Annotated in this window: 27 protein-coding genes; 10 read left to right on the forward strand and 17 right to left on the reverse strand. The window is 64.0% G+C overall.

The annotated features are described in order from the left end of the window. The first annotated feature begins 20 nt into the window (after positions 1-20). A complete protein-coding gene (ubiG, locus tag LC343_RS15810) occupies positions 21-764 on the forward strand; it encodes a bifunctional 2-polyprenyl-6-hydroxyphenol methylase/3-demethylubiquinol 3-O-methyltransferase UbiG (RefSeq protein ID WP_223478137.1) in 744 nt (247 codons plus the stop codon). A gap of 7 nt (positions 765-771) precedes the next feature. Here ubiG and LC343_RS15815 read toward each other — a convergent pair whose 3' ends face one another. From LC343_RS15815 to LC343_RS15830, 4 genes are all read right to left on the reverse strand, one after another. After that, positions 772-1200, reverse strand: coding sequence for a DUF1178 family protein (locus tag LC343_RS15815; RefSeq protein WP_223478138.1), 429 nt, complete (start codon positions 1198-1200; stop codon positions 772-774). 22 nt (positions 1201-1222) lie between these two features. Further along, the gene (locus LC343_RS15820; RefSeq protein ID WP_223478139.1) at positions 1223-2059 is read right to left on the reverse strand and encodes a carbon-nitrogen hydrolase family protein; all 837 of its coding nucleotides are present in this window, start codon (positions 2057-2059) and stop codon (positions 1223-1225) included. 2 nt (positions 2060-2061) lie between these two features. Next, positions 2062-2319, reverse strand: coding sequence for a glutaredoxin 3 (gene grxC, locus LC343_RS15825; RefSeq protein WP_223478140.1), 258 nt, complete (start codon positions 2317-2319; stop codon positions 2062-2064). Between the two features lie 83 nt (positions 2320-2402). Next, positions 2403-3146 (reverse strand): ComF family protein, encoded by a 744-nt coding sequence (locus tag LC343_RS15830; protein WP_223478331.1) that lies wholly within the window; start codon positions 3144-3146, stop codon positions 2403-2405. 52 nt (positions 3147-3198) lie between these two features. On the opposite strand from LC343_RS15830, the gene LC343_RS15835 reads away from it, so the two are divergent. Continuing rightward, positions 3199-4050, forward strand: a complete 852-nt coding sequence (locus tag LC343_RS15835; protein ID WP_223478141.1) for a methyltransferase domain-containing protein — start codon at positions 3199-3201, stop codon at positions 4048-4050. A 29-nt stretch (positions 4051-4079) separates the two neighbouring features. Here LC343_RS15835 and LC343_RS15840 read toward each other — a convergent pair whose 3' ends face one another. From LC343_RS15840 to LC343_RS15860, 5 genes are all read right to left on the reverse strand, one after another. Beyond that, positions 4080-4331, reverse strand: coding sequence for a hypothetical protein (locus LC343_RS15840; protein ID WP_223478142.1), 252 nt, complete (start codon positions 4329-4331; stop codon positions 4080-4082). Positions 4332-4535: 204 nt separating this feature from the next. After that, the gene (gene mutT / locus LC343_RS15845; protein WP_223478143.1) at positions 4536-4952 is read right to left on the reverse strand and encodes an 8-oxo-dGTP diphosphatase MutT; all 417 of its coding nucleotides are present in this window, start codon (positions 4950-4952) and stop codon (positions 4536-4538) included. A gap of 4 nt (positions 4953-4956) precedes the next feature. After that, positions 4957-5709 carry a GNAT family N-acetyltransferase gene (locus LC343_RS15850; protein WP_223478144.1) on the reverse strand — a complete coding sequence of 251 codons (753 nt, stop codon included), beginning with the start codon at positions 5707-5709 and terminating at the stop codon, positions 4957-4959. A gap of 4 nt (positions 5710-5713) precedes the next feature. Further along, positions 5714-6958 carry a bifunctional glutamate N-acetyltransferase/amino-acid acetyltransferase ArgJ gene (gene argJ / locus LC343_RS15855; RefSeq protein WP_223478145.1) on the reverse strand — a complete coding sequence of 415 codons (1245 nt, stop codon included), beginning with the start codon at positions 6956-6958 and terminating at the stop codon, positions 5714-5716. Between the two features lie 20 nt (positions 6959-6978). Continuing rightward, on the reverse strand, positions 6979-7869 hold the full coding sequence (locus LC343_RS15860; RefSeq protein WP_223478146.1) for a peptidylprolyl isomerase: 891 nt from the start codon (positions 7867-7869) through the stop codon (positions 6979-6981). A gap of 245 nt (positions 7870-8114) precedes the next feature. On the opposite strand from LC343_RS15860, the gene secA reads away from it, so the two are divergent. From secA to LC343_RS15875, 3 genes are all read left to right on the forward strand, one after another. After that, a complete protein-coding gene (gene secA, locus LC343_RS15865) occupies positions 8115-10982 on the forward strand; it encodes a preprotein translocase subunit SecA (protein WP_223478147.1) in 2868 nt (955 codons plus the stop codon). Positions 10983-11082: 100 nt separating this feature from the next. After that, positions 11083-12492: a lipopolysaccharide biosynthesis protein gene (locus tag LC343_RS15870; protein WP_428982582.1), complete on the forward strand. Its 1410-nt coding sequence runs from the start codon at positions 11083-11085 to the stop codon at positions 12490-12492. Further along, complete coding sequence (locus LC343_RS15875) at positions 12489-13772, forward strand: GNAT family N-acetyltransferase (protein WP_223478149.1); 1284 nt, start codon at positions 12489-12491, stop codon at positions 13770-13772. The genes LC343_RS15870 and LC343_RS15875 overlap by 4 nt, the downstream gene beginning before the upstream one ends. Before the next feature lie 3 nt (positions 13773-13775). Here the strand turns inward: LC343_RS15875 and LC343_RS15880 are convergent, their stop codons facing one another. From LC343_RS15880 to LC343_RS15910, 7 genes are all read right to left on the reverse strand, one after another. Then, positions 13776-15410 (reverse strand): acyl-CoA synthetase, encoded by a 1635-nt coding sequence (locus LC343_RS15880; RefSeq protein WP_223478332.1) that lies wholly within the window; start codon positions 15408-15410, stop codon positions 13776-13778. An 84-nt stretch (positions 15411-15494) separates the two neighbouring features. Beyond that, positions 15495-15809: a heme-degrading protein HmuQ gene (hmuQ, locus tag LC343_RS15885; RefSeq protein WP_223478150.1), complete on the reverse strand. Its 315-nt coding sequence runs from the start codon at positions 15807-15809 to the stop codon at positions 15495-15497. Between the two features lie 52 nt (positions 15810-15861). Further along, on the reverse strand, positions 15862-16977 hold the full coding sequence (locus LC343_RS15890) for a TonB family protein (protein ID WP_223478151.1): 1116 nt from the start codon (positions 16975-16977) through the stop codon (positions 15862-15864). After that, complete coding sequence (locus tag LC343_RS15895; RefSeq protein WP_223478152.1) at positions 16974-17375, reverse strand: ExbD/TolR family protein; 402 nt, start codon at positions 17373-17375, stop codon at positions 16974-16976. Before LC343_RS15895 ends, LC343_RS15890 begins: the two co-directional genes overlap by 4 nt. 12 nt (positions 17376-17387) lie before the next feature. Further along, positions 17388-17723, reverse strand: coding sequence for an ExbD/TolR family protein (locus LC343_RS15900; protein ID WP_238484338.1), 336 nt, complete (start codon positions 17721-17723; stop codon positions 17388-17390). A gap of 31 nt (positions 17724-17754) precedes the next feature. Next, complete coding sequence (locus LC343_RS15905) at positions 17755-18471, reverse strand: MotA/TolQ/ExbB proton channel family protein (RefSeq protein WP_223478154.1); 717 nt, start codon at positions 18469-18471, stop codon at positions 17755-17757. Beyond that, positions 18468-18929 carry a hypothetical protein gene (locus tag LC343_RS15910; protein ID WP_223478155.1) on the reverse strand — a complete coding sequence of 154 codons (462 nt, stop codon included), beginning with the start codon at positions 18927-18929 and terminating at the stop codon, positions 18468-18470. Before LC343_RS15910 ends, LC343_RS15905 begins: the two co-directional genes overlap by 4 nt. A 414-nt stretch (positions 18930-19343) precedes the next feature. On the opposite strand from LC343_RS15910, the gene hemP reads away from it, so the two are divergent. The 5 genes from hemP (at position 19344) to LC343_RS15935 (ending at position 23405) form a co-directional block, all read left to right on the forward strand. Then, positions 19344-19541, forward strand: a complete 198-nt coding sequence (hemP, locus tag LC343_RS15915; protein ID WP_428982576.1) for a hemin uptake protein HemP — start codon at positions 19344-19346, stop codon at positions 19539-19541. Between the two features lie 97 nt (positions 19542-19638). Next, the gene (locus LC343_RS15920) at positions 19639-20535 is read left to right on the forward strand and encodes a heme/hemin ABC transporter substrate-binding protein (protein WP_223478156.1); all 897 of its coding nucleotides are present in this window, start codon (positions 19639-19641) and stop codon (positions 20533-20535) included. After that, positions 20516-21613 (forward strand): FecCD family ABC transporter permease, encoded by a 1098-nt coding sequence (locus LC343_RS15925; RefSeq protein ID WP_223478157.1) that lies wholly within the window; start codon positions 20516-20518, stop codon positions 21611-21613. Before LC343_RS15920 ends, LC343_RS15925 begins: the two co-directional genes overlap by 20 nt. Before the next feature lie 7 nt (positions 21614-21620). Next, complete coding sequence (locus tag LC343_RS15930; RefSeq protein ID WP_223478158.1) at positions 21621-22400, forward strand: heme ABC transporter ATP-binding protein; 780 nt, start codon at positions 21621-21623, stop codon at positions 22398-22400. 126 nt (positions 22401-22526) lie between these two features. Then, on the forward strand, positions 22527-23405 hold the full coding sequence (locus tag LC343_RS15935; RefSeq protein WP_223478159.1) for a polysaccharide deacetylase family protein: 879 nt from the start codon (positions 22527-22529) through the stop codon (positions 23403-23405). Here the strand turns inward: LC343_RS15935 and LC343_RS15940 are convergent. Further along, on the reverse strand, positions 23402-24955 hold the full coding sequence (locus tag LC343_RS15940) for an amidohydrolase family protein (RefSeq protein ID WP_223478160.1): 1554 nt from the start codon (positions 24953-24955) through the stop codon (positions 23402-23404). The genes LC343_RS15935 and LC343_RS15940 overlap by 4 nt on opposite strands. Positions 24956-25116 lie beyond the last annotated feature (161 nt).

A 25116-nucleotide genomic window follows, 5' to 3' on the forward strand; every position in this document is an offset into this window, starting at 1 on the left:
CCCGTACAGGACGAACCGACATGAATACCGGCGCAACGACGATCGACGAATCCGAAGTGGACCGCTTTTCGCGGATGGCCGCGGACTGGTGGAACCCGACGGGCAAGTTCAAGCCTTTGCACAAGTTCAATCCTGTGCGCCTGAGCTATATCCGCCAGACGGTGATCGAGCATTTCGGCCTGGACGCTGGCACTGCACGACCGTTCGACGGCCTGCGCCTGCTCGATATCGGGTGCGGCGGCGGATTGCTGTCCGAACCGATGGCGCGGCTCGGCGCCGAGGTGGTCGGGGCGGATGCCTCGGAAACCAATATCGAAATCGCGCGTCTCCATGCGGGCCAGTCCGGGCTCGATATCGATTATCGCGCGACCACGTCGGAAGCGCTCGAAGCGGCCGGCGAAAGCTTCGATGTCGTTTTGAACATGGAAGTCGTCGAGCATGTCTCCGACGTCGATCTCTACATGAAATCATGCGCGGCAATGGTTCGTCCCGGCGGGTTGATGGTCGTGGCGACGATCAACCGGACCATGAAGGCCTATGGTCTCGCGATCATCGGCGCGGAGCACATTCTGCGCTGGCTGCCGAAGGGTACGCATCAATACGAAAAACTGGTGACGCCGCAGGAACTGGAAGACGCGCTTGCCGGGACGGGCGTCGACATCGTGCGGCGAACGGGCGTGAGCTTCAATCCGCTGGCCGACGAGTGGCGCCAGTCGCGCGACATGGACGTCAACTACATGGTGGTCGCCGAACGGCCGCGCTGAAGCGGCGTCAGTTCAGGTCCTCGGGCAGGTCGGGAAGCGGCAGGATCTCGACGCCTTCGTCGAGCAGGCTCGAAACCTCGTCGGGCGTCGCCTTGCCGTAAATTCCGCGCGGATCGGATTCGCCATAGTGGATTTTTCGGGCTTCCTCGGGAAACCGCGTTCCGACATCCTCGCCGCTCTTTCGAACCTCGCGCGCCATTGCGCGCATTTTCTCCACCACCTCGCGCTGCATCGCGTGGCCGATGGCCACAGCGACTTCCTCGCGTTTGGCGGCGGTCGTGACATTCGGCGCCATGAGTCCCTTGGAGACGTGGCTCGAACCGCAGGTCGGGCATTCCAGCAGGCCGCGTTTTCTCTGCGTTTCGTAGTCGCCGCTGTCGCGGAACCACGCCTCGAAGTCGTGGCCGTTGTCACAATTGAGCGAAAACTTGATCAAAAGCGTGCTCCGGTCGGTCCAACTATTGTGCATCCACCAGATTAAACGGGCGTATATTCTTCAGGTTCGGAATCTTGCCGCGCGCCTCGGCCACCTGCTCGAGATCGATCTCGGCGATGATCACGCCGGGCTCGTCATCGTCCTTCTCGGCCAGGATGCGGCCCCAGGGATCGATGATCATCGAATGTCCGTAGGTTTCGCGTCCGTCCTCATGCGTCCCGCCTTGGGCCGCGGATACGACGAAGGCGCCGTTCTCGACCGCGCGGGCGCGCAGAAGCACGTGCCAGTGCGCCTCGCCCGTCTGGCGGGTAAAGGCGGCCGGCGTTGTCAGTATCTCTGCGCCAGCGAGCGCCTGGCGGCGGAAAATGTCCGGGAAACGTACGTCGTAACAGATCGCGAGACCAAGACAGGCTTTCCCGATATCGGCGGTCACCGCGCGGTCACCGGGCTCGTAAATCGCGGATTCGCGCCAGCTTTCGCCATTGTCGAGATCGACATCGAACATGTGGATCTTGTCGTAGGACACCCGCAAGGTTCCGTCTGGTGCAAACAGGAATGCACGGTTCGCGACCTTGCCGTCGCCGCGATCGATCGGCGTCGAGCCGACATGCAGCCAGACGGAAAGCTCTTTCGACAGTCTGCCTGCGGAAGACACGATCGGATCGTCATCCTGAGCGAAGATCGACTCCATCAGCGCGGCCCGGTTTTTCTGGATCAGCCCGGTCATTTCCGGTGTCTGGACATACCCGGCGCCCTTCGACGCCGCCGCGCGAACCAGCGTCTCGAAGGCGTCGCGGTTGGTTGCGACGTCGGTGGTCGAACGCATCTGGACCGCGGCGCATGTCAGGCTGCGTGTCATGGTCAGCTGGCCAGAAGGGCGTCGAGCTTGCCGGCGCGATCGAGCGCGTGAAGCTCGTCGCATCCGCCGACATGAACGTCGCCGATGAAGATTTGCGGGAAGGTGGTGCCGCCATGCGAGCGCTGGATCATTTCGCGCTTGAGGTCCGGCTTGAAGGTTGCGTCGTGCTCGACATAGGACGCGCCCTTCTTCTCGAGCAGGCGCTTCGCCGCCGAACAGAAGCCGCAGAACTGGCGTGTGTATATGGTCACGGGGGCCATCAATTTTTCCTTTCAGATGCCGCTATATATGATCGCTGTCGCATCCTGAAAAGATAGGCTCGCCATATGGACGTCGCGGTCGGTCAGTCGCTGAAATGCGGAACGACGCGCGAAAAGCACAACACATCGACGTTGTCGGCACCCGCGCGCAGCAGGGCCTTGGTCGCCGCGGAAATCGTCGCGCCGGTCGTGTAGACGTCGTCGACGAGGAGCACGTTGCGGCCGGCCAGCGCGATCTCGCGGCCGGCCGGGACGCGGAAAGCGCCACGGACATTGTCGCGGCGCTGGGTCGCGGTCAGGCCAACCTGCTGGCGGGTCGGCTTGACCCGCGCCAGAGCACCCGGCTCGAAGGCGCGGCCGGTTTCCGCGGCAATCGCGCGGGCGAGTTCGGCGGACTGGTTGTAGCGGCGGGCGAGGAACCTGCGTGAATGGAGCGGGACGGGCACGATCACGTCGCATTCTTCGATCAACGCGCTTCCGGCGCGGATCATCCAGCGCGCCATCCATGGCGCCAGCTCGGTGCGGTCGCCATATTTGAGGCGCTGCACGAGTTGGCGGGCAATGCCGGTGTGGAGGACGGCGGCGCGGGCACGCCGGTAGTCCGGCGGATCGGCGAGGGCTTCGGCGCTGACCATCCGGTCGCCGAACTCATGCTGGAAGGGCACCCCGGTGACATCGCATAATGGTTCGGCGATAAAATGCAGCCTGTTCCAGCACTCCGGGCACAGCGTGCCGCGATCGGCGACATGCGTGCGGCATGCGAGGCAGGTGTCGGGAAACAGCACCGATGCCGCGGCGCGGCTTGCCTTTTGCGCCAGGTTTTGCATGTGAGGAACCGGATAGCTGGCTGCGGATGCGAGCACTGTTACAGAAGAGACCATGGCCGTCAAAACCATCATCGATCTCGGGCAGGTGCGGGCCAATCGGCGTCGCGCTGCGAGGCTGGGCGTCAGTGGCGCGGATTTCCTGTACCGGTCGGTCGCCGAGGATCTGGATCTGAGGCTGTCGGCGGTGACGCGCAATTTCGAACGGGGGATCCTGTTCGTTCCCGACGGCGCGCCGCAACTGCAGTTCGAACGCGACGGTATCCTCGAACGGCATGCCGGACATGCGGACGACACCGAGGCGCTGGACCTGCCCGAGGGGGCTTACGACCTCGCGGTCAGTCTTCTCACATTGCACGAGAGCAACGACACGCCGGGTCTGCTTGCGCAGATCCGCCGCGCCCTGAAACCGGACGGGCTGTTTCTCGCCTGCGTGCCTTCGGGCGGAACGCTCGGCGAATTGCGCGACAGCCTCCTGGCGGCGGAATCCGAGCTGACGGGGGCGGCGAATGCCCGGGTGTTGCCGTTCATGGATGTGCGCGATGCTGGTGGCCTGTTGCAGCGGGCGGGCTTTGCCCTGCCGGTTACCGACACCGAGACGCTGACGGTCCGCTACGACACGATGTTCAACCTGATGCTCGATCTGCGCGCCATGGGGGCGACCAACACGCTCGCCCCGCGCAGCCGGGCCATGGCGACCCGCGCTTTGTTCCAAACGGCCGCCGAGCACTATGCCCGCAATCATGCCGATTCGGACGGACGCATTCGCGCGAGTTTCAATTTTGTCTGGATGTCCGGCTGGGTGCCGCATGAGTCGCAGCAAAAGCCGCTGAAACCGGGAAGCGCGACGAATCGCCTTTCGGATTTTCTCGGCGACCGGTCAGGCGGAACGGAAGGGCAGGGCTGAGGATCGATGCACGCGAACCGCGCGGCCGATCAGCAATCTCCGGTGCGCACACCGTTCGAGTGAATGATGCACATGGAGCCGGGCGAGGTCTGAAGGACGCTGCGGCGGACCGTGTATTGATGCGAGCCGTTTGCGCGGACCGTGCCGGTGGTGGTGCGGTCGAGCGCGCCATAGGACGCCGACGCGGACAGTGTCGAGCCGTTGGAGCGATCGAGAATCGGTGTCAGGAAGAGGGCGATCGCGATCGCGAAGGAACCGAAGAGCAGGGTGATTCGAAGCATGCCTTGACCCGCTTCGGATATCGCGGATGCGTTTTGGGGCCGGATTTCGGCCCAATCACGGTCTTCTTGCATGTTTTCGTACCCCTCTTACAGACGAGACAAACCCAGGCGCCGGATCAAGTAAACACCGGTGCGTTCAACACAAATCGCACACTGTAATAAACGTTTGATTAACAACGTTTGTTAGCGATTGAAAGGGGGGCTCTACAAGAGGTCCTGGAGGATGGGGACAAGCGGCAGATCCGCCGGCGGCATCGGGTAGTCGCGCAGCGCCGATGACCGAACCCATTTCAGTTGCTGGCCCTCCCGCGGCATCGGAATGCCCTGGTATTTGCGGCAGACATAGAGCGGCATCAGCAGGTGGAAATCCGGATAGGCGTGGCTGGCGAATGTCAGCGGCGCGAGGCAGGGCGGCTCGGTTTCGATGCCGAGTTCCTCGTGCAACTCGCGAACGAGGGTCTGTTCGGGCGTCTCTCCCGCCTCGACCTTTCCGCCGGGAAACTCCCAGAGGCCGGCCATGGATTTGCCCTCGGGCCGTTGCGAGAGCAGCACCCGATTGTCGGTATCGAGAAGCGCGCAGGCGGCGACGAGGAGGATGGAACTGGGCGCGGGTTGCGTCACGGGTTCAGTCGCCTTTCTGGCGATAGCTGTAGGTGTAGACCTTCTCGAAGCCGAGGCGCGAATAGAGGCTGACCGCCGATTTGTTGGCGGTCATGACCTGCAGCCAGGCGCGTTGCGCGCCCTGTGCGCTCGCCCAGCGCAACGCGGCGCGCACGATGGAGCGGGCATAGCCCTTGCCTTGCTGATCGGGGCGGACGGCGACGTCGAACAGGCCTGCGAGATCGTTGTCGTGGACGCAAAGCGCCGATGCGACCGGCCCGGTCTGGTCCTCGAGCACGAACATGCCGTTGGGCGGGCGGATCGATTCCACGACCTCGGTCAGACCGGCCTTGCGCTCCGGATTCTCGTCGCGGATGCTGATTGATGCATCGACATAGCGTCCGACATCCTGAAGCGGGATCTGGTCGAAGCCGCTGTCGAGATCGATGTCCTTCAAGCGCGCGATCATCACCGCGGTTTCGTCGAACCGTCGCCAGCCATCCGCATCGAAATGGGCGTTGAGCTGGAGCGGGGCGAGCGGCGACAGGCGGAAGACCAGCGGACGGCCATAGGCCGCGAAACGCCGCGCGGAGCGCGCGATTCGCTGGTCGATGTCACGATAATCGGACGGGTCGAGCGGATTGACCGAGTTCAGCCGCTTGGAGGGATGGCCGGCGGTCAGCCGCACCGCCCAGCTTCCGTCGTAATGGACGGACGCGGCCGGCCACGCACGGAAACCGACAGCCTCGAGGCGGCGAACGAGTGCGAGACCCGACACCGCGTCAGCTCCTGTAGTCGCCGTTGATGGCGACATATTCCTTGGTGAGATTGCAGGTCCAGGCCGTGAAGCGGCCTTCGCCGAGACCGATATCGGCGCGAATGACGATCTCGTCGTTCTTCATGTAGGCGCTCGTCTGGTCCTCGGAGTAGGATTCCGACCGTTCGCCCTCACTGGCGACGAGAATGTCGCCGAACCAGATGGCGAGCCGGTCGCGGTCCGCCGGTTCGCCAGCCTTGCCGACGGCCATGACGACACGTCCCCAGTTGGCGTCCTCGCCGGTCACCGCCGTCTTCACCAGCGGGGAGTTCGCGATCGACATGGCGATGCGCTTTGCGGATGTGTCGGAGGTGGCGCCGGTCACTTCGACGCGGATCAGCTTGGTTGCGCCTTCGCCGTCCTTGGCGATCATCAGGGCGAGTTCATGCAGGCATTCGCCGAACGCTTCGTCGAAGGCCGCGAGGCGCGGGTCGGCGGCGTCATCGATGGCCGGCGCGCCGCGCCCGGCGGCCGCGCCGGTCGCAAAGGCGAGCAGCGTATCGGATGTCGAGGTGTCGCTGTCGACCGTGACGGCGTTGAAGGTGAGCGCGGTGTGGCGCGCGAGAAGCGCCTGCAGGACGGGCGCCGAAACCGGCGCGTCGGTCGCGACATAGGAGAGCATGGTCGCCATGTCGGGCGCGATCATCCCTGCGCCCTTGGCGATGCCGTTGATCGTCACGTCGACGCCGTCGAGCGAAACGGTGCGCGTCACCATTTTCGGGAACGTGTCGGTCGTCATGATCGCGTGGGCCGCGTCGGACCAGCGGTCGCCGGCCGCCTCGGCGACCATGCCGTCGAGATGGCGCTCGAAATGGGAGGGATCGAGCGGTTCGCCGATCACGCCCGTGGACGAAAGGAAGACTGCTGTCTCGTCGCAGCGCGCGGCATGTGCGGCGGCGCGCGCGGCGACGGATGTGGTGTGGCGTCCCTTCTTTCCCGTGAAGGCGTTGGCGTTGCCAGCATTGACGACCAGAATGCGCGCCTTGCCGCCGGGAAGGTGCTCGCGGCACAGTTCTACCGGCGCGGACGGGCATTTCGAGGTCGTGAACACCCCGGCGACGGCGGTGTTCTCGTCGAGCACCATCGCCATCAGGTCGACGCGGTCGCGATATTTGATGCCCGCTTTCGCGGTCGCGATGCGCACGCCGTCGATCGCCGGCATTTCGGGTTGGGTTTTCGGGGCGAGCGGCGAAATGCTGACGCTGTGCATGTCTGTGCCTGGAGTAGGTTCTACTGCGCTGCCGTGGCCTGGTCGTAGGCCGCCTTGAGCGTCGGATCGGTGATCTCGACATCGGCCTGACCGCGCAATTCGGTCAAAAGTTCGAAATAGCGTTCGCGCACCAGCACCGAGCGAATCTGGCCTTCAACCTGCGCGAAGGCCGGGGGCTGTGCGGCGCGCTTGTCCTCGACCTTGATGACATGCCATCCGAACTGGGTCTGAACCGGCTCTTCCGTGTATTCGCCGACTTCGAGGGCGAAGGCCGCCTCCTCGAATTCGGGTACCATGGAACCGCGTGCGAAATAGCCGAGATCGCCGCCATTGGGGCCGGACGGTCCGGTGGATTTTTCCTTGGCGAGGGTGTCGAAATCGGCGCCGTTGTCGAGCTCGGCGATGACGGCTTTCGCTTCCTCTTCGCTCGCCAGCAGGATGTGACGGGCCCGCACCTCGTTTTCCGGCGAGGTGGCGGCGATCTCCTTGTCGTAGCGCGCGCGCACGTCCTCGTCAGTGATCTTGTCCAGGACCTCGGTGCGGAAATAGGCATTATGAAGGGCGCGCTGGCGCATGAATTCCAGGCGGCTGCGGAAATCCTCTGTCTCGTCGAGGCCGGCTTCCTCGGCCTTTTCCGCCAGAGCGCGGATGTCGATCAGCGCTGTGAGAGCGGCTGCGTCGCGGCCCTCGGGCGGCACCTGTCCGAGCTGGTCCTGCAGGTCCGTCAGGGTCAGGTCGAGATCCTGCCGCGTGATCGGTTTGCCGTCCATGGTCCCGACGATTTCGCTTGTTTCCTGAGCGGAAACGAAGCCCGTAGCGCCGGCGGAAACGGACAATGCCAACACGAGACTGGCAAGTGTGCGGCCGATGCGCGAAGGCAGGACATGGCTGGTCGAACGGGAAAAGGGCATTGATTACTCGCTTCGTTGCGGAAAACTGTTTCACATCGATGTGACCGGAACGCGCTGCAAATCGCCGGCTTTCGCGGTCCGCCGCAGCGTTGACATCACTATTGGCCCCTCTTATCTGTCCTTGGCTATCGCGTCCACTCCGAATAGCCGGGTCTCCGGGCAAAACCGCTCCGGAAGAAGGACGCAAACACACAGATTTCCGGCCGCCATCCTGTGCGGTCAATCCATGGGAAAGGACCATTTACATGGTCAATTTCGGCGGTTTCGCCCGCAAGATTTTCGGTTCCGTCAACGATCGTCGCATCAAGTCGCTGCAGCCTCGGGTTGCAGCCATCAACGCCCTCGAGGACGAGATGGCCGCGCTGAGCGACGATCAGCTTCGCGCCAAGACGGATGAATTCAGGGCTCTCCTGAAAGACGGCAAGTCGGTCAACGACATTCTGGTTCCCGCCTTCGCGGTCGCCAGGGAAGGCGCGAAACGCGCCCTCGGGATGCGACCCTTCGACGTGCAGCTGATCGGCGGCATGGTGCTGAACGAGGGCGGGATCGCCGAGATGAAGACGGGAGAGGGCAAGACCCTCGTCGCCACGCTTCCGGTCTATCTCAACGCCTTGACCGGCCGGGGCGTTCACGTGGTCACGGTGAACGACTATCTCGCCAGCCGCGACGCCGAGTGGATGGGCAAGCTCTACAATTTCCTCGGCCTGAGCGTCGGCGTGATCGTCCACGGGATGGACGACGAGCAGCGCAAGGCCGCTTACGACAGCGACGTCACCTACGGCACGAACAACGAGCTGGGCTTCGACTATCTTCGCGACAACATGAAGTATGAGCGCGCCCAGATGGTGCAGCGCGACCATGCCTATGCGATCGTCGACGAGGTGGACTCCATCCTGATCGACGAGGCGCGCACGCCGCTGATCATCTCCGGTCCGCTGGACGACAAGTCGGAACTCTACATCACGATCGACAAGTTCATTCCCGATCTCGCGCCGGAAGATTACGAGATCGACGAGAAGCAGCGTTCGGCGACCTTCACCGAGGAAGGCACCGAGAAAATGGAGCAGATCCTCGCGCAAGCCGATCTGCTCAAGGGCGCGGGCCTCTACGATATCGAGAACGTTTCGATCGTCCACCACGTCAACAATGCGCTCAAGGCGCATACGCTGTTCCAGCGTGACAAGGACTACATCGTCAAGGATGGCGAGATCGTCATCATCGACGAGTTCACCGGTCGCCAGATGCCGGGACGACGCTATTCGGAAGGGCTGCACCAGGCGCTGGAAGCCAAGGAAGGCGTTTCGATCCAGCCGGAAAACCAGACGCTCGCCTCGGTGACGTTCCAGAACTATTTCCGCATGTATGACAAGCTTGCCGGCATGACCGGTACGGCATCGACGGAAGCCGAGGAATTCGGAAACATCTACGGCCTCGACGTTGCGGAAATCCCCACCAACCTGCCGATCCAGCGTCTCGACGAGGACGACGAAGTCTATCGCACCGTCGAGGAGAAATATGTCGCGGTGGTGATGGATATCGCCGCCAGCCAGCGCAAGGGGCAGCCGGTTCTCGTCGGTACGACCTCGATCGAGAAGTCCGAACTGCTGTCGTCCTTTCTCGGCGACACAAAGCGACTGAAGCAGATCCGGGATTCGATCAAGCAACGGATCGAAGGGATCAAGGAAGGCAAGGAACAGGAATTCCGCGACTACCTCGAACAGTCGCTGAAGAACCTCGACGAGGCGATCGCCGCCGGCGGCGTGCCGCACGAGGTGCTGAATGCGCGCCAGCATGAGCGCGAGGCGCATATCGTGGCGCAGGCGGGCGTGCCGGGCGCGGTGACCATCGCGACCAACATGGCCGGCCGCGGCACGGACATCCAGCTCGGCGGCAATGCCGACATGCGCATCGAGCAGGAACTGGCCGACATGCCGGCAGGCGAGGAGCGCGACAAGCGCGAAGCCGAGATTCGGGCCGACATCCAGAGGCTCAAGCAGCAGGCGCTGGAAGCCGGCGGCCTCTACGTGCTCGCGACCGAACGGCACGAGAGCCGACGCATCGACAACCAGCTTCGCGGCCGTTCCGGCCGTCAGGGCGATCCGGGCCGGTCGAAATTCTTCCTGTCGCTGCAGGACGACCTGATGCGGATCTTCGGGTCCGACCGCATGGACGGCATGCTGCAGAAGCTGGGCCTGCGCGAAGGCGAGGCGATCATCCATCCCTGGATCAACAAGGCGCTGGAAAAGGCGCAGAAGAAGGTCGAGGCGCGGAACTTCGATATCCGCAAGAACCTGCTGAAGTTCGACGATGTCATGAACGACCAGCGCAAGGTCGTCTTCGAGCAGCGCAAGGATCTGATGGATGGCAACGACCTTTCAGACACCGTGGCGGAGATGCGCCACGAAGTTGTCGAAAGCATCGTCGCCAAGCACATTCCCGAGAAAGCCTATGCGGAACAGTGGGATGTCGCCGGCCTGAAAGAGTCGGTGGTTTCCCTTCTCAATGTCGATGCGCCCGTGGACGAGTGGGCCGCCGAGGAAGGTATCGCCGAAGACGATATCCTGGAGCGCCTGCGCGACGCGGTCGACAAGGCAGCCGCCGAGAGGGCGGAGCGCTTCGGCCCGGAAATCACCCAGTATGTCGAGAAATCGATCCTGCTGCAGACGCTTGACACGCTGTGGCGCGAGCATCTCGTCAATCTCGATCACCTGCGTTCGGTCATCGGGTTCCGCGGCTATGCGCAGCGCGACCCGCTGCAGGAATACAAGCAGGAAAGCTTCGAACTTTTTCAGGCGATGCTCGGAAATCTCCGCCAGGCGGTGACGGCGCAACTGATGCGCGTCGAGATCGTTCGCGAACAGGCCGAAGCGCCGCCGCCGGACCTTCCCGAAATGGAAGCGGAGCATGTCGATGCGTCCACCGGCGAACTGGATTTCGAGGAAAGGTCTTCGGACAGTTACGGAACCGCGATCGCGACCGGACAGGTCGCCGTCGAGGACCGCGATCCGAACGATCCCTCGACCTGGGGCAAGGTCGGGCGCAACGAAGCCTGCCCGTGCGGTTCCGGCAAGAAATACAAGCACTGCCACGGAGCTTTCGCGACCACGGCATAGGAGGGTCCCGATTTTTTCGTTACGAGAACAGGCGAACGCTTTCTTAAGCGGATTGGTCTAATTCGGGCGCAAGATTTCGCAGCAAACGGAATGCGTGATTTTGCGGTTTTCGGCAGTAGAGACAAGCGAGCAATTTCTGTCGGCCCCGTTGTTCCAACGGGTGGCGCCGTTTGCGCGCCAGCTCGACCGGATCCGGAGCGGTTCTGACGAAACCGCGATCGCGCAGCGCATGTCGCTGATCGCATTCGCGATCCGCATCGCGAGCGCCGGTATTGCCTTCCTGTCCCAGGTCGTGCTCGCACGCTGGACCGGCACTTTCGAGTACGGCATCTATGTCTTCGTCTGGACGGCGATCATCATCCTCGGCAACCTGTCCTGCTTCGGCTTCCAGACGGCGGTGATCCGTTTCCTGCCGCAATACCGGCGGGAGGGCGATCTCGAACGGTTGCGCGGCATCCTGCTGACCAGCCGGATCTTCGTTCTCCTGTCCGCTTCGATTATTGCCGCCGCCGGCATCGCGATCGTCTGGATGCTGTCGGGCACGATCGAATCCTATTATGTCCTGCCGTTCGTGCTCGCTTTCACCTGCCTGCCGATGATCGCTCTCGGGGACGTTCTCGACGGAACGGCGCGCGCCAATTCATGGCCGGTTCGCGCGCTGACGCCGACCTATATCCTGCGGCCTTTTCTGGTCCTCGCCTATATGGCGATCGCGCATGGGTTCGGCTTTACCGCGACGGCGGTAACCGCGGTCATCGCCGCCGTTCTCGCGACCTATACGACGACGCTCCTGCAGTTCTTCGTCATCACGCGCCATCTCGACGCCGCCTATCCGTCGGGCGACCGGACGGTGGAATTCGGATTGTGGATGACGGTCGCCTTTCCGATCTTCCTCGTCGAGGGGTTCTTCTTCCTTCTGACCAATGCGGACGTGCTGATGGTCGGCATGCTGATGCCGCCTGAGGATGTCGCGGTCTATTTCGCGACTGTGAAGACGCTCGCGCTGGTGCATTTCGTGTTCTTCGCGGTGAAGGCTGGTGTCGCGCAGCAATTCGCGGCGCGCACATCGGTGGAAGACCGTCAGTCGCTGCGCAGCTTCGCCCGCCGGACCGTCGGCTGGACATTCTGGCCGTCGCTGCTGATGGGCCTGGTCGTTCTGCTTCTCGGCCGGTTCCTGCTTTCGCTTTTCGGCGCGGAGTTCACGCAGGGCTATACGCTGCTTTTCGTGCTGGTCGCGGGCGTGGTCCTGCGGGCGAGCATCGGCCCGGCGGAGAGCCTGCTCAACATGACCGGAAACCAGAATATCTGCGCGGCGATCTTCGCGGCGGTGCTGGTGATCAATATCACGGCGAACCTGATCCTCATCCCGGTGTACGGCCTGATGGGCGCGGCGATGGGCGCCGCCGGTGCGACGGCCGTCGAGGTCCTGCTGCTTTTGACCATGACCTATCGGCGTATCGGGGTCGTCATGTTCGTTCTGGCGCCGAAAGTCGCGGAGCCCGCCACATGACGCAACCGCAGCCCCTGATCGACAAGAATGTCCCGCTTGCCGGGTCCTTCATGCTCTCCGGCATCGTCGGCGACCTGCCGCGCGAAATTCGCCCGGAAGTGAGCAGGCTGACCAATGGCGACCGGCGTTTCGTGGTCTACCCGGCCGATAGCGGGTTCGAAATCCTCGACGACATCGACCGCGTGACCGACTACGCGCTCGAACCCAACATCTTCTTCACGCCGCGTTTCCTCGTGCCGGCCATGCCCCGCCTCGACGATCGGCAGGTCCGGCTGATGATGCTGCAGGACGGACCGCCGGACGCGGCCGAGACCCGGTTCCTGATGCCGTTCTCGGTGGAAAAATCCGGCTTCGCGGTCGGGCCCGACGTCATACGGGCATGGTCGAACCCCTATGGACCCTACGGCATCCCGATCGTCGAACGGCGCGAGGCATCGCGTATCTTCGACGACCTGCTTTCCATGCTCGGCGATCAGAATATGGGCTTGCCGAAAATTCTCGTGCTTCCCGACATCATGATGGACAGCGTATCGATCATGACGCTGCGCGGTGTCGCGATCGGGCGCGGCCTGCCGGTGATGACCACGAGTTCGGTTCAGCGGCCTTTTCTGAAAAGCGAAAAGGACAGCGTCGATTATATCACCGACAACATCCGCTCGCACAGCCGCCGAAACTTCGGCCGTCTCCGCCGGCAACTGGAGGCGATGGGCGACTTCAGCTACGAGGTGGCGCGCAGTCCCTCGGAGGTTCGCTTCGCCATGGAGGAGTTCCTCCTGCTGGAAAACGCGGGCTGGAAGGGACGGCAGAGGACATCGCTTGCCGCGGATCGCTATCGGGCGGCGTTTGCCCGCGAGGCGATCAACAATCTCGCCGAGCGCGACCTGTGCCGTATCCATTCCTTCAAGCTGGACGGACAGGTGATCGCGTCGCTGATCGTGTTCGTCCAGTCGGGCCATGCCTGGACGTGGAAAACGACCTATGACGAAACCTATTCGTCCTATTCGCCCGGCGCGCTGCTGATCCTCCAGGTCACGGAATCGCATCTCGACGACCCGAACATCCAGCTCACCGACAGTTGCGCCGTCGAGGATCATCCTGTGATGGCGCGGCTGTGGTCCGAGCGGCGTGAATTCGCCACGATGGTGATCGGCCTTCGGCCCAATCTGGATCGGGAGACACGGCAGGTGACGTCGCAGATCGAGCTCTACCGCAACACGCGCAACGCCGCGAAGACAATGCGCGACCGGCTGCGGCACCTTGTGCGCAGCCCCCAGCGCTGACAGCTACCCTTCGCTTTCCGCCTCGAATTCCGCCTGCGCCCTGTCGCGGAAAATCCGCCGTATGACCTTGCCGGTCGTGGTCAGGGGCATTTCGTCGACGAAGTCGATCTCGCGCGGGTATTCATGCGCGGAGAGACGCTGTTTCACGTAGGAGCGGATCTCGGATTTCAGGTCCGGCGAGGGCGCGACGCCCGGGCGCAGGACCACATAGGCCTTGACCAACTGGCCGCGAATGGCGTGCGGCTTGCCGATGACGGCGGCGAGCGCGATGCTCGGATGGCCGACCAGACAATCCTCGATCTCGCCGGGTCCGATCCGGTATCCGGCCGAGGTGATGACGTCGTCGTCGCGGCCCACGAAAAAGAAGTAACCGTCCTTGTCGCGGAAACCCTGGTCGCCGGTCAGCATCCAGTCGCCGATGAACTTCGCTTCCGTGGCTTCCGGATTGTTCCAGTATTCGAGGAACATCACGGGATCGGGCCGGCTGACGGCGACCTGGCCCTGCTCTCCAGGCGGCAGTTCCCGGCCGGTCTCGTCGATGATCGCGACGCGGTGCCCGGCGACGGGCTTGCCCATCGAGCCGGGGCGCAACACGCCGAGCGCGTTGCAGGCCGACAGGACGAGGTTGCACTCGGTCTGGCCGTAGAACTCGTTGACGGTCAGGCCGAGATTTTCGGCGCACCATTGCAACGTTTCGCGGCCGAGCGCCTCGCCGCCGGAGCCGATCGTACGCAGGTCGAGGTTGTATCGGCGGGCTTCGCCGCCGAGCGTCGCCATCATGCGCAGCGCCGTGGGCGGCAGGAAGGTGTTGCGAATTCGCGCCTTTTCCATGAGGGCCAAGGCCCACTCCGCCTCGAAACGCGGCGCGCGCGCGGCCACGATGGGGACGCCGAAGTAAAGGCCGGGCAGCAGGACGTTGAGCAGTCCGCCGGCCCAGGCCCAGTCGGCGGGTGTCCAGAGCAGGTCGCCTTCGCGGGGCAGGAATTCGTGATGTGTCTGGACGCCGGGCAAATGACCGAGCAGGACGCGGTGCGCATGCAGCGCGCCCTTGGGCTGACCGGTCGTGCCGGAGGTGAAGATCATCAGCGCGGGATCGTCCGGCGACGTATCGGCGGGTTCGAAGTCCGGCGAAGCGGCGGCGAGCATTTCGCCGAAATGATGCGCGCCTTCCGCTCCACCGACGCAGATGAGGGATTTCAGATCGGGAAAAACATCGCCGGCTTCGGCCAGCTTGGCCATGCCTTCGGGATCGAGCACCAGCGCCCGCGCGCCCGACAGGCCGAGCCTGTAGCGGATCGCGTCCGGTCCGAACTGCATCGCCATCGGCACGGCAATGGCGCCGAGCTTGTAGATGGCGAGATGGGCGATGACGGTCTCGAAGCACTGGGGAAGCAGGATCGCGACACGGTCGCCACGCGCGACGCCCAGGTCCGCAAGCGCGGCGGCGAACCGGTCCGATTTCTCCGACAGTTCGCCGAATGTCAGCGTCAGGGGGCTATCGCCGGACCAGTCGATGATCGCCGGCTTTTCCGGGTCCTGCCGGTCGGAACAGGCGACGCCGATATTGAAGCGGCTCGGGATGTCCCAGCGGAAGCGGGAAACGAGGTCGTCATGGGAAGCGGGATCGGCCGGCAACATGGGCAAGGTGATGCACTCTTGTCCGGCACAGTCAAGAAGATTGCGCATCATCCGGTGCGGCCGACCCGATGTCGGTCCCGCCCGTTATTCATCGACGACCGAATTGAAACCCTCGAATTGCGGATGACCAGCATACATTCCCTTGTTGGACCCGGCATTGCGGTGGGCGTTGCGGAAATTCTCCGATCGCGTCCAGTCGATGAAATGCTGTTCGCTTTCCCAGATCGTGTGCGAGGCATAGAGCGTGGTCTTTGCTTCCTCGTCATACGGGCCTTTCAAAAGGTGAAAGGACTGGAAGCCCGGCGTATCCGCGAGGCTGGAATTACGGTTTCGCCACACATCCTCGAAGGCCTCTTCGTGCCCCTCGTTGATGCGGAAGCGGTTCATGGCGACATACATATGCAATTCCCTTTCGCGATCTGATTTGTCTTACATAATTGCTGCCGGCCGGTCATCGCCGGACTTCGACGGGGATGACGAACTGGCGTTGCGCGCCCGACGGCGGCGGCGGAAACGGCGCGGCGCGGCGGATGTGGTCCAGTGCAACCTGATCGACGGAGCCCGAACCGGAACTGGCCGCGACGCGAATGCTGGCGAGCCCGCCACTGGTCGAGATCGAAAAGCGTATCTTCGTGACGCCTCTGCCGCCGGCACGTTTCTGACGGGTGCGCCGGATTTTCGCATAGACCTTGCCGGGATAGTTCGTTGCCAAGGCATTGCCGGAGTTCTTCGCCTTGCCGCCGGACTTCATGCCGCCTGACTTGGCCTTGGAACTCGTCTTGCCGGATGTGTTTCCGGCGCGCGCATTGCGGTCCGAATTGCCGCGCGGGACACTGACGACCTGTTTTCTCGGCGCGGGTTTGGCCTTTTTCGCGGTTTTCGTTGTTTGCGCTTCCCGCGCTTTGGCAAGGTTGCGCGCGTCCTGCGGCTGCCGCGGGCGTGCCATGGGGACCGGAACAGGGCGCTCTTCGGGTTTCGCCTCGATCGTCTCGGTCGCGTGCGACGGCGTGAGCGCGGCAGTCTTTGCATTGGATGGCGTCGTTTGCTCGCGGGATGCTGCTTCGGCAACCGGCGCGGATAACTGGGTCGGCCTTGCGATCGATGCCGTCTTCACCGGCGTTGCCGTCGTGGCACTCGATGGAGCCGTCGCGAGCGCCGGTCGGGATGCGGTCGCCGTTGCAGCGGGAAAGGTTCGGGAAGGGGCGACCGCTGCGGCCACCGGGCTTTGTGTCGCGGAAAGGGCCGGTGCGTTGTCGGCCCGTGCCGGCGGTGGTGTCGGCTGTGCCGTTTCGGCCGGTTCACTTTTTCTGGCAGCGGGGGCTTCGACCGGTTTCGACGCTTGCGGCGCGGGCGCGGAATGGCTGTGGAGCTCGGCCGGCCGGGCCGGATGGGCACCGGCCACAAGGTCTTCGAAGGACGCGCCCAAGGCCGCGATTTCGGCTGTCGCCCCGCCTTCCTGGCGGACGTCCGGAGCCGGGGAGGTCGTCACCATCGCCGCCGCGAAGTGCACGCCAAGGGAGGCGGCGAGCGCAAGGGGGATGCGGAGCTTGCGAAGCGGGATCGTCATTCCAGTCCCCTTTCGGTCACGACAAAGATCCGGGCCGCGCCGCCGCGGCGCAGTTCCTCGGCGATCTCGATCAGCCGGATTGCGGGAAGGTCACGGTCCGGCACGATTCGCATGACGTTGCCGCCGTCCTCCGACCCGGTCTTCGCGTGTCTTGCGGCGTCGGCGATATCGATCTCCCGTCCGCGCCATATCGCCGTTCCATCCGAACGGATCATCAGCGCATCGGGCGGTTCGCGTCCTTCCAGTCCCTCCGTCCGCACAAGCGTCAGATCCTTGTCGAGCGGCGGCGCCAGCGTGCCGGCGATCAGGAAGAAGATCAGCATCAGGAAGACGATGTTGATCAGGGCGATCGTCGGTTCCGGCTTCCTTGCGGGGGGCGATGCGGCGGCAAGGCGCATGGCGGGCTCCCTTCAGCGCAGGACGGTGACCGCGAAGCCCGGCATGGCGCGCAACGCGGCATAGACATCGACGAATCGCTGCGAGACGGTCTTGTCGTCGAGCGACAGCAGAATGGTGTCGGCACCGGCCTCGGCCTGGCCGGCAAGCGCTTCAGGCAGCGTGTCCAGCGTGAGTTCCCGGCCATTGAGGACGATTCGGTCGCCCTGCAGGCGCAGATAGACCGGGGTGACGGGCTGTCCCGACGCGCCGCTGCCGGCTTTCAGTTCGATTTCGCCGAAGCGGGTGAAGGTCGATGAGAGCATGAAGAAGAGCAGCAAAAGGAAGATGACATCGATCAACGATGTCATCGACAACACGCCACGCCGTCTCTGTGCCGCCTCAAGCCGCATGGGCCTGCATGCTCCCCTGGCCTGTTCGGTTGACGTCCGGCTGCGTTTCGCCCGGCTGGACGATCGGCGCGGGATTGAGAACCACGGTCATGGCGCGTTCCAGCAACTCGCTCTCGCGCGCGACCCGGCTTTCGAACCAGGTGAGAAGAAGCGATGTCGGCATCGCGACGGCCAGTCCCACTGCGGTGGTCAGGAGTGCGACCCATATGCCGCCGGCCAGAACCGACGGATCGACGCTGTTGCCGGCTTCCTGCAGCTTTCGGAAGGCCTGGATCATGCCGAGCACGGTCCCGAACAGGCCGATGAGCGGAGAAATCTGGGCGATCGCGTCCAGCGCACGGAACCCCGACCTTAGCCGTGTGAGATAGGCCGATGCATCGACGCGAAGTCGCTCGGAAATGGCTTCGAAATCGTGTGGCGAGGCATTCATGACAGTCGCCATGGTCTGCCAGACGAGGCGCGCCGCGCCGTTGCGCCGCGACGAAAGGTCGTTGAGAGCGATGCGATGGCCGCCGGCCGTCCAGTGCGCGAGCGCCTTCTCGATCGTCCGGTGACGGCCGACGCGCGCGATCAGGAACTGCCAGACCTTCGTGATGATGAGCGCCAGCGAAACCACGGACACTGCCAGCAGGATGGTGACGACCGGCCCGCCCAGCGACAGGAATTCGAGCGTGCGCGCGATCGTTTCTTCGATCAGGGCGCTCATCCGGCGATCTCCGCATCGGTTTTCGACGACAGTGCGAGGCGGTCGATACACTCGGTGCCGGCGAGGCCTTCGCCTTCGCAGGCAGCCGCGCCGTTGATCAGGATGCGGCCAATGGCGCTGCATGGCGTGTCTTCCAGATCGAACTGGCGGACACGCGTGCGATTTGCCGGCATCGCCTGAAAATCAAACAGCGTCAGACGGTCGACCACGCCATTGGCGTCGATCAGGACGGTCTCGAAGGACAGTGCGGACAGGTCCGCGCCGAGGCGGTTTTCCGCTAGAAAGACGATACGGCATGCATCGTCATGCTGCTGCAGGGCGTTGAGTTCGAGAGAGAGCGACGGGGCCGGCGCGTTGTCCTGCGAGAAGGCCGGCCCCGTCGACAGGGCAAGAACGCACGACAGGCTCATCGCGGCCCTGATCAGCCGGTCGTGGGAGTGTCGTCTTGCCTGTTCCATGGTGTTTCCTCAGAGATCGAGTGGTTTCTGCGCCAAACCGCGAAGCGCGATTGTTCCGGGTTGGCGGGAAGGCCCGGCGCATCCGGATGTCCCCGCTGCGGAGAACGGATCTGGTCCGGAATGCCGTAGCGTGGAGGCGTTTTGGATTTCGCGTGATTTCGGAGCGTTGGTCCGATCAGCAAGCGCAAGGAAAGTCAGGTCTACCGGCCTCATCATCTTCTCCGTCGAGAGGAAACATGGCTGGCTGGCGGTTGCTTGCTGGCCCGAGCGAGTGCGAAAGCCAGAATAACTTGACACAATCACTCATGTATTGCATTCGATAGAAAACCTGATAATCGAAGTCAAGTTTGAATTTGCTTTTCGAACGTGCCGAGCCAGCGGTCAGCCAGCCAGGCCTCTCAAATCGACAGACCGATGCACATGACAAAGCAGGACGGCCGCGCGCCGCGCACGGACACCATGAAACCGGAAGAAAAGACCTTGAGCGGCGGCAAGCCGGTCTATGACAGCGGGCAATTGTTCAAGGGCACCACAGAAATCGGCATCCATCACGACGGGGCCTTTTACAGGCTGAAGATCACGCGCCAGGGCAAACTGATCCTCAACAAGTGAGTGCGGCGGCTTTCGCCTCTGTTTCGCATCACCGGCGGACATCCATCACCACGATCAGCAACTTTCGGGCCAGGAACGGCAACCAATGAGCGCACCCATGCAGAAATTTTTACGCCGCGAACGGGCAAGCGGCAGGCTCCTGATGGCGGCCTGCTTCGCCGGGATCGTCGCCCTTCTCATGCTCCGGGGACCGGCGTTTGCCGCCGAGGAGCAACAGAGGGTTCTGTCCATTGGCGGAGCGGTGACCGAAATCGTCTTCGCTCTGGGCGAGGAAGACAGGCTCGTCGGTCGCGACACGACCAGTTCCTATCCGCCCGAAGCGGAAGACCTCCCGGATGTCGGCTACATGCGCGCGCTCGCGCCGGAAGGCGTTCTTTCGATCAGGCCCGATCTGATTCTCGCGCGTGAGGGAAGCGGGCCGCCGGAGGCCATCGAGGTTCTCAAAGCGGCGAGCGTCGAGTTCGTCGAGGTGCCGGACAGCTTCTCCGCCGAGGGGATAGGCGAGGCGATCCGCGTGGTTGCCGAGACCCTGGACGCAACCGAAAAGGGCGATGCCCTGCGCGCGGCTATCGCTTCGGAATTCGAGCGTCTGGCTGCCATGACAAGCAGCATCGACAGGCGCAAGCGCGTGCTCTTCATCCTGTCGACGCAGGGTGGCCGGATCCTCGCTTCCGGTACCGGAACAGCCGCAGACGGGATCCTCAAGCTCGCGGGAGCGGACAACGCCATTACCCAATTCGAGGGTTACAAGCAGTTGACCGACGAAGCGATCATTTCCGCCAATCCCGACGTCATTCTGATGATGGATCGCGGCGGCAACCATGGCGGCGACGATGACGCCGTGTTTTCACAGCCGGGCCTGAAGCCGACCGAGGCGGCGAAAAACCGCGCGATCATTCGCATGGACGGTCTCTATCTTCTGGGCTTCGGACCTCGGACCGCGAATGCCGCGCTCGATCTCGCGGAGGCACTCTATGGCGATGAGCTTCACTGAGGCGCCGGCCGCGGCGCGGACATACCACCGGCACGACGGAGACCGCTCCGCGCTGGCGCGCGCGGTGCTCGCCGCGCTCGTCGCGGTCCTCGTCATGACCTTCTTCTTCAGCCTCGCATCCGGCGCATCCGATACGTCCGCCTGGCAGGTGTTTCGCGAGACGGTCGGCCTTGGCGGGGGCGCGCTCGACCTGACCGATCGTGTGATCGTTTTCGAGATCCGCCTGCCGCGCGCCGTGCTCGGCGTTCTGATCGGCGCGGCGCTCGCCGTTTCGGGTGCGACCATGCAGGGCGTGTTTCGCAATCCGCTCGCCGATCCCGGTCTCGTTGGCGTTTCAGCGGGCGCTGGCCTGGGCGCGGTGAGTTTTATCGTGCTTCAGGCCGGAGTACTGGCGCCGGTCGCATCGCTGTTCGGGATCTACGGCATCCCGTTCGCGGCGTTTTCGGGCGGTCTCGTCTCCACGCTGATGCTCTATCGCATTTCGACCCGCCACGGGCGCACCTCGGTCGCCACGATGCTTCTGGCCGGTATCGCGCTTGGCGCGCTCGCGGGGGCGTTTACCGGCGTGCTGGTGTTCTGGGCCGACGACACGCAATTGCGCGATCTCACCTTCTGGGGCCTCGGGTCGCTCGCCGGCGCGACATGGACCAAGAGCCTGATGGCCGCGCCTTTGATCCTGCCGGTCCTCATCGCCATGCCGTTCATGGCGCGCAGCCTCAATGCGCTCGCGCTCGGCGAGGCCTCGGCTCGGCATCTCGGCATCGACGTGCAGCGCTTCAAGAATCTCGCGGTCATTTCGGTGGCCGCCGCCACGGGGGCATCGGTGGCGGTCTCCGGCGGGATCGGTTTCGTCGGGATCGTCGTGCCGCATCTGCTGCGTCTCGCCATCGGTCCCGATCACCGGTTCCTGCTGCCGGCCTCGGCCCTGCTCGGGGCGGTGCTGCTGCTGTTCGCCGACGCGATCGCACGCCAGATCGTGGCGCCGGCCGAATTGCCGATCGGCATCATCACCGCCGCGGCCGGGGCGCCCTTCTTCCTCTGGATCCTGCTGCGCAAGCGCGGCCTCCTCGACCTCTAGGCCGGCCATGCTCAACGCCCAGAATATCGAGGTTTCGCTCGGAAAGACCCGGGTCCTGCAGGGCATCGACCTGGCCGCGCCGCCCGGAAAGCTGGTGACCGTGATCGGGCCGAACGGATCGGGCAAGACGACGCTGATGCGCGCCTTGTCCGGCGATATTTCCTATTCGGGTCGGGCGGAATTGAACGGCATCGACATTGCGCGGACGCGGCCATGGGAACTCGCCGCGATGCGCGGCGTGCTGCCGCAATCGTCCAGCCTGTCATTTCCGTTCACCGTGCGCGAGATCGTGCAGCTCGGCACGCGCGAAGGCGTCGCCGATACCGGGCGAGCGAATGTCGCGGAGGCCCTCGAAAGGGTCGATCTTTCCGGCTTCGAAGGGCGGATGTATCAGGAACTCTCCGGCGGCGAGCAGCAGCGGGTACAGCTTGCGCGCGTCCTTTGCCAGGTCTGGGAGCCGGTCCTCGACGGCAAGGCGCGCTACCTCTTTCTTGACGAGCCGGTGTCGAGCCTCGATATCCGCCACCAGTTGCAGATCATGAACGTGGCGCGCGATTTCGCGCTGCAGGGCGGCGGTGTGCTGGCGATCCTGCACGATCTGAACCTGACCGCCATGTATGCCGACCGCGTGGTCCTTCTGAAGGACGGGCGGGTGCATGCCGAAGGGGCTCCCGGAGCGGTTCTCACCGACGACAATCTGCGCGCGGTCTATGAATGCGACCTGTCGGTCAGCCGTGTGCCGGCGGATGGCTCCGTCTTCGTTCTTCCGCATGGTGCTTCCGTCTGACCGGCGCGGCCGGATACCGACCGGCTTGACTGCGATCGGCGCAACGGGCTTTCTCGCGGAGGGTTGAATCGACGCCGTGTCAAAGCCCGTTCCGGGTGCCGCCCTGTCAGGACAAGGACCACCACGATGCCGCTTGCCGATCACGGCCGCTACCCGTTCTCGCCGATCACGGCGCGTCCGGATTTCTGCTGGCCGGACGGCAAAAGGCTCGCGGTCTATGTCGGGATGAACCTGGAATGCTTCGCCTTTGGCGAAGGGCTCGGCGCGACGCTGAGCGATGGCGGGCCGCAGCCGGATGTTCTCAACTTTGCCTGGCGCGACTACGGCAATCGCGTCGGCGTCTGGCGGATGATCGAGCTGTTCGACCGGCTGGACATCCCCGTTACGGCGCTGGTGAATTCGCAGATGTACGAGACGGCGCCCGAGGTGGTTGCCGCTTTCCGGGAACGTGGTGACGAAATCGCGGGGCACGGGCGCAGCAATGCGGAGATGCAGGGTGTGCTGGCCGAAGAGGACGAGGCGGGCCTGATCGCGGAGGCGACCGAGGCGCTGACGCGGCATGAGGGGCGGCAGCCGAAGGGATGGCTCGGCCCCTGGATTTCGCAAAGTCGCACGACGCCCGACCTGCTGCAGGAAGCGGGATATGACTATCTCCTCGACTGGTGCCACGACGACCAGCCGGTCTGGATGACGACGCGCAAGGGCCGCATCCTGTCGGTTCCCTATCCGCAGGAACTGAACGACATCCCGCAGATTGTCGGCCGCAAGCATGAGGGCGCGCAATTCGCGGACATGATCATCGATGCGTTCGAGGTCATGCTGGCGGAAAGCGAACGTCGTCCGCTGGTCATGGGTGTTGCGCTGCATGCCTATCTGATGGGCCAGCCGCACCGGTTCCGGCATCTGGAACGGGCGCTCGCTTACCTGCGCGACAAGTCCGACAGCCGCGTCTGGTGGACGACGGCCGGCGCGATCAACGACCATTACCGCGCGCTCGGGCTCTAACCTTCGGGATGGAAGCTGTTGTAGCGGTACGGGGTGTGTTCCGACACGACGCCCGTTGCGCGGATGAAGGCTTCGAGATGCGGGACGAGTGCGTTGACCATGTCCCAGTCGCGGGCTTCCGCGGGCGTTTCGGGCACCGCCAGTCTCTCCGATATCTCGCGCAGGACCGCGTCGCGGTCGATGCCCGTCACGCGACCGTTCTCGACGGCCTTGCGGCCGGCCACGAAGACCTGGTCCACAGCCGATTTCGTCACCCGGTGCAGGATCGTTTCGGCGAGCGGTGTGCGTGGCGAGACATAGGGTCTTTCGATTTCGGAGCGGCGCAGCAAAACGATATCGGCCGCCATGCCGGGCTCCAGCCGTCCGGCGACTTTGCCGTAGCCGCATGAGCGCGCGCCGGTCTCGGTCGCCATTTGCAGCACGGCGGCGGCGTCCGGCCGGTCGTTGAAGAGGCCGGTCTCGCGATGCAACGCCCAGACCAGCTTCATTTCCACTGTCATGTCGCGGTCGTCGGCAATGTTCGACTGGTCGATGCCGAGCGCGACCGGGATGCCGCGCTCCCGCATCCGGTTGACGGGCGCGATGCCGCTTCCGAGCCGCAGTCCCGAACTCGCATTGTGGCAGATCATGCAGCCGCATGTTCCCAGCAGGTCGAGATCCGCCTCGGTCGCCCAGTTGCCGTGACCGAGCGTGAGTTCGGGGCCAAGGCAGCCAAGCGCGGCCAGATGTTCGATGGCGGTGTGGCCGTAGCGCGTTTCGGCGAAACGCGCCTGCCGCTCGGTTTCGAGGAGATGCATGTGGACGCTCGCGCCGTGCTGCCTGGCGGTTTCGAAGATGGTCTGCAGGCTGTCGTCGCTGCACCAATGCAGATTGGCGGGGGCGAGGCTCATCCGCACGGTGGAGCGTTCGGAATAACGGGTCTTCGCCGATGTGAAGAAATCCATGTAGTCGCGCGTCGGCGTGGCGGCAGATGAAAGCTGGGGGGCGATCCAGTCGCGGAGATCGTCCGGCAATGCGGCCAGAACCTGCGCATCGTCCTCGTAGGACAGGATGTTCCGGTCGCGCATCATGAAGGAGTAGGAGACGCGCATGCCGATTTCGTCATAGGCGGACAGGATGGCATCGGTCGTCGTTTCCCAGTTGTCCGGGGTGCCGACGAGACCGCTGTTTATGTGGTGGACCGTGGTCGTGCCGCTTTCGAGCATCTCGATGGCCGAATAGAGCGTGTCGAAGCGAGGCCCGACGCCGCGCATCGCCCGGAAACGCGGCAGCCAGAATTCCAGCGGCGCGAAGGGCACGCCGGCCATCAGCGGGGTGATGCCGAAATGATGGTGGCCGTTGACGAAGCCGGGCAGCGCGATGAACTCAGGCCCGCCATGGCGCGGCAGATCCGGATGGCGGCGGGTCAGTTGATCGGTTGGTCCGATCTCGACGATGGTCCCGTCGCGCACCAGGATGGCGGCATCGGACAAACCCTCCGGCGCGTCCTGCGGTGCGAAGCCGGTCAGGACGGTTCCGGCCGCAATGAGCGCATTCTGATCGTTGTTCATGCAGGTCCCCGTTTGCGTGTCGGCAAGAACCGGGTGTGGTGGTTCTTCGCCGATACGCCCCATAGTGCGCGTATCGCGAATGGGCGCAACGCAAATTGCCGAGATGGCGAGCGTGAAAGAGGGGGTGTCGGAGATTTCAGGTGGTTGTCTCGGATGGCGCA

It is taken from the genome of Oricola indica (assembly GCF_019966595.1).
Taxonomy (GTDB): Bacteria; Pseudomonadota; Alphaproteobacteria; order Rhizobiales; family Rhizobiaceae; genus Oricola; species Oricola indica.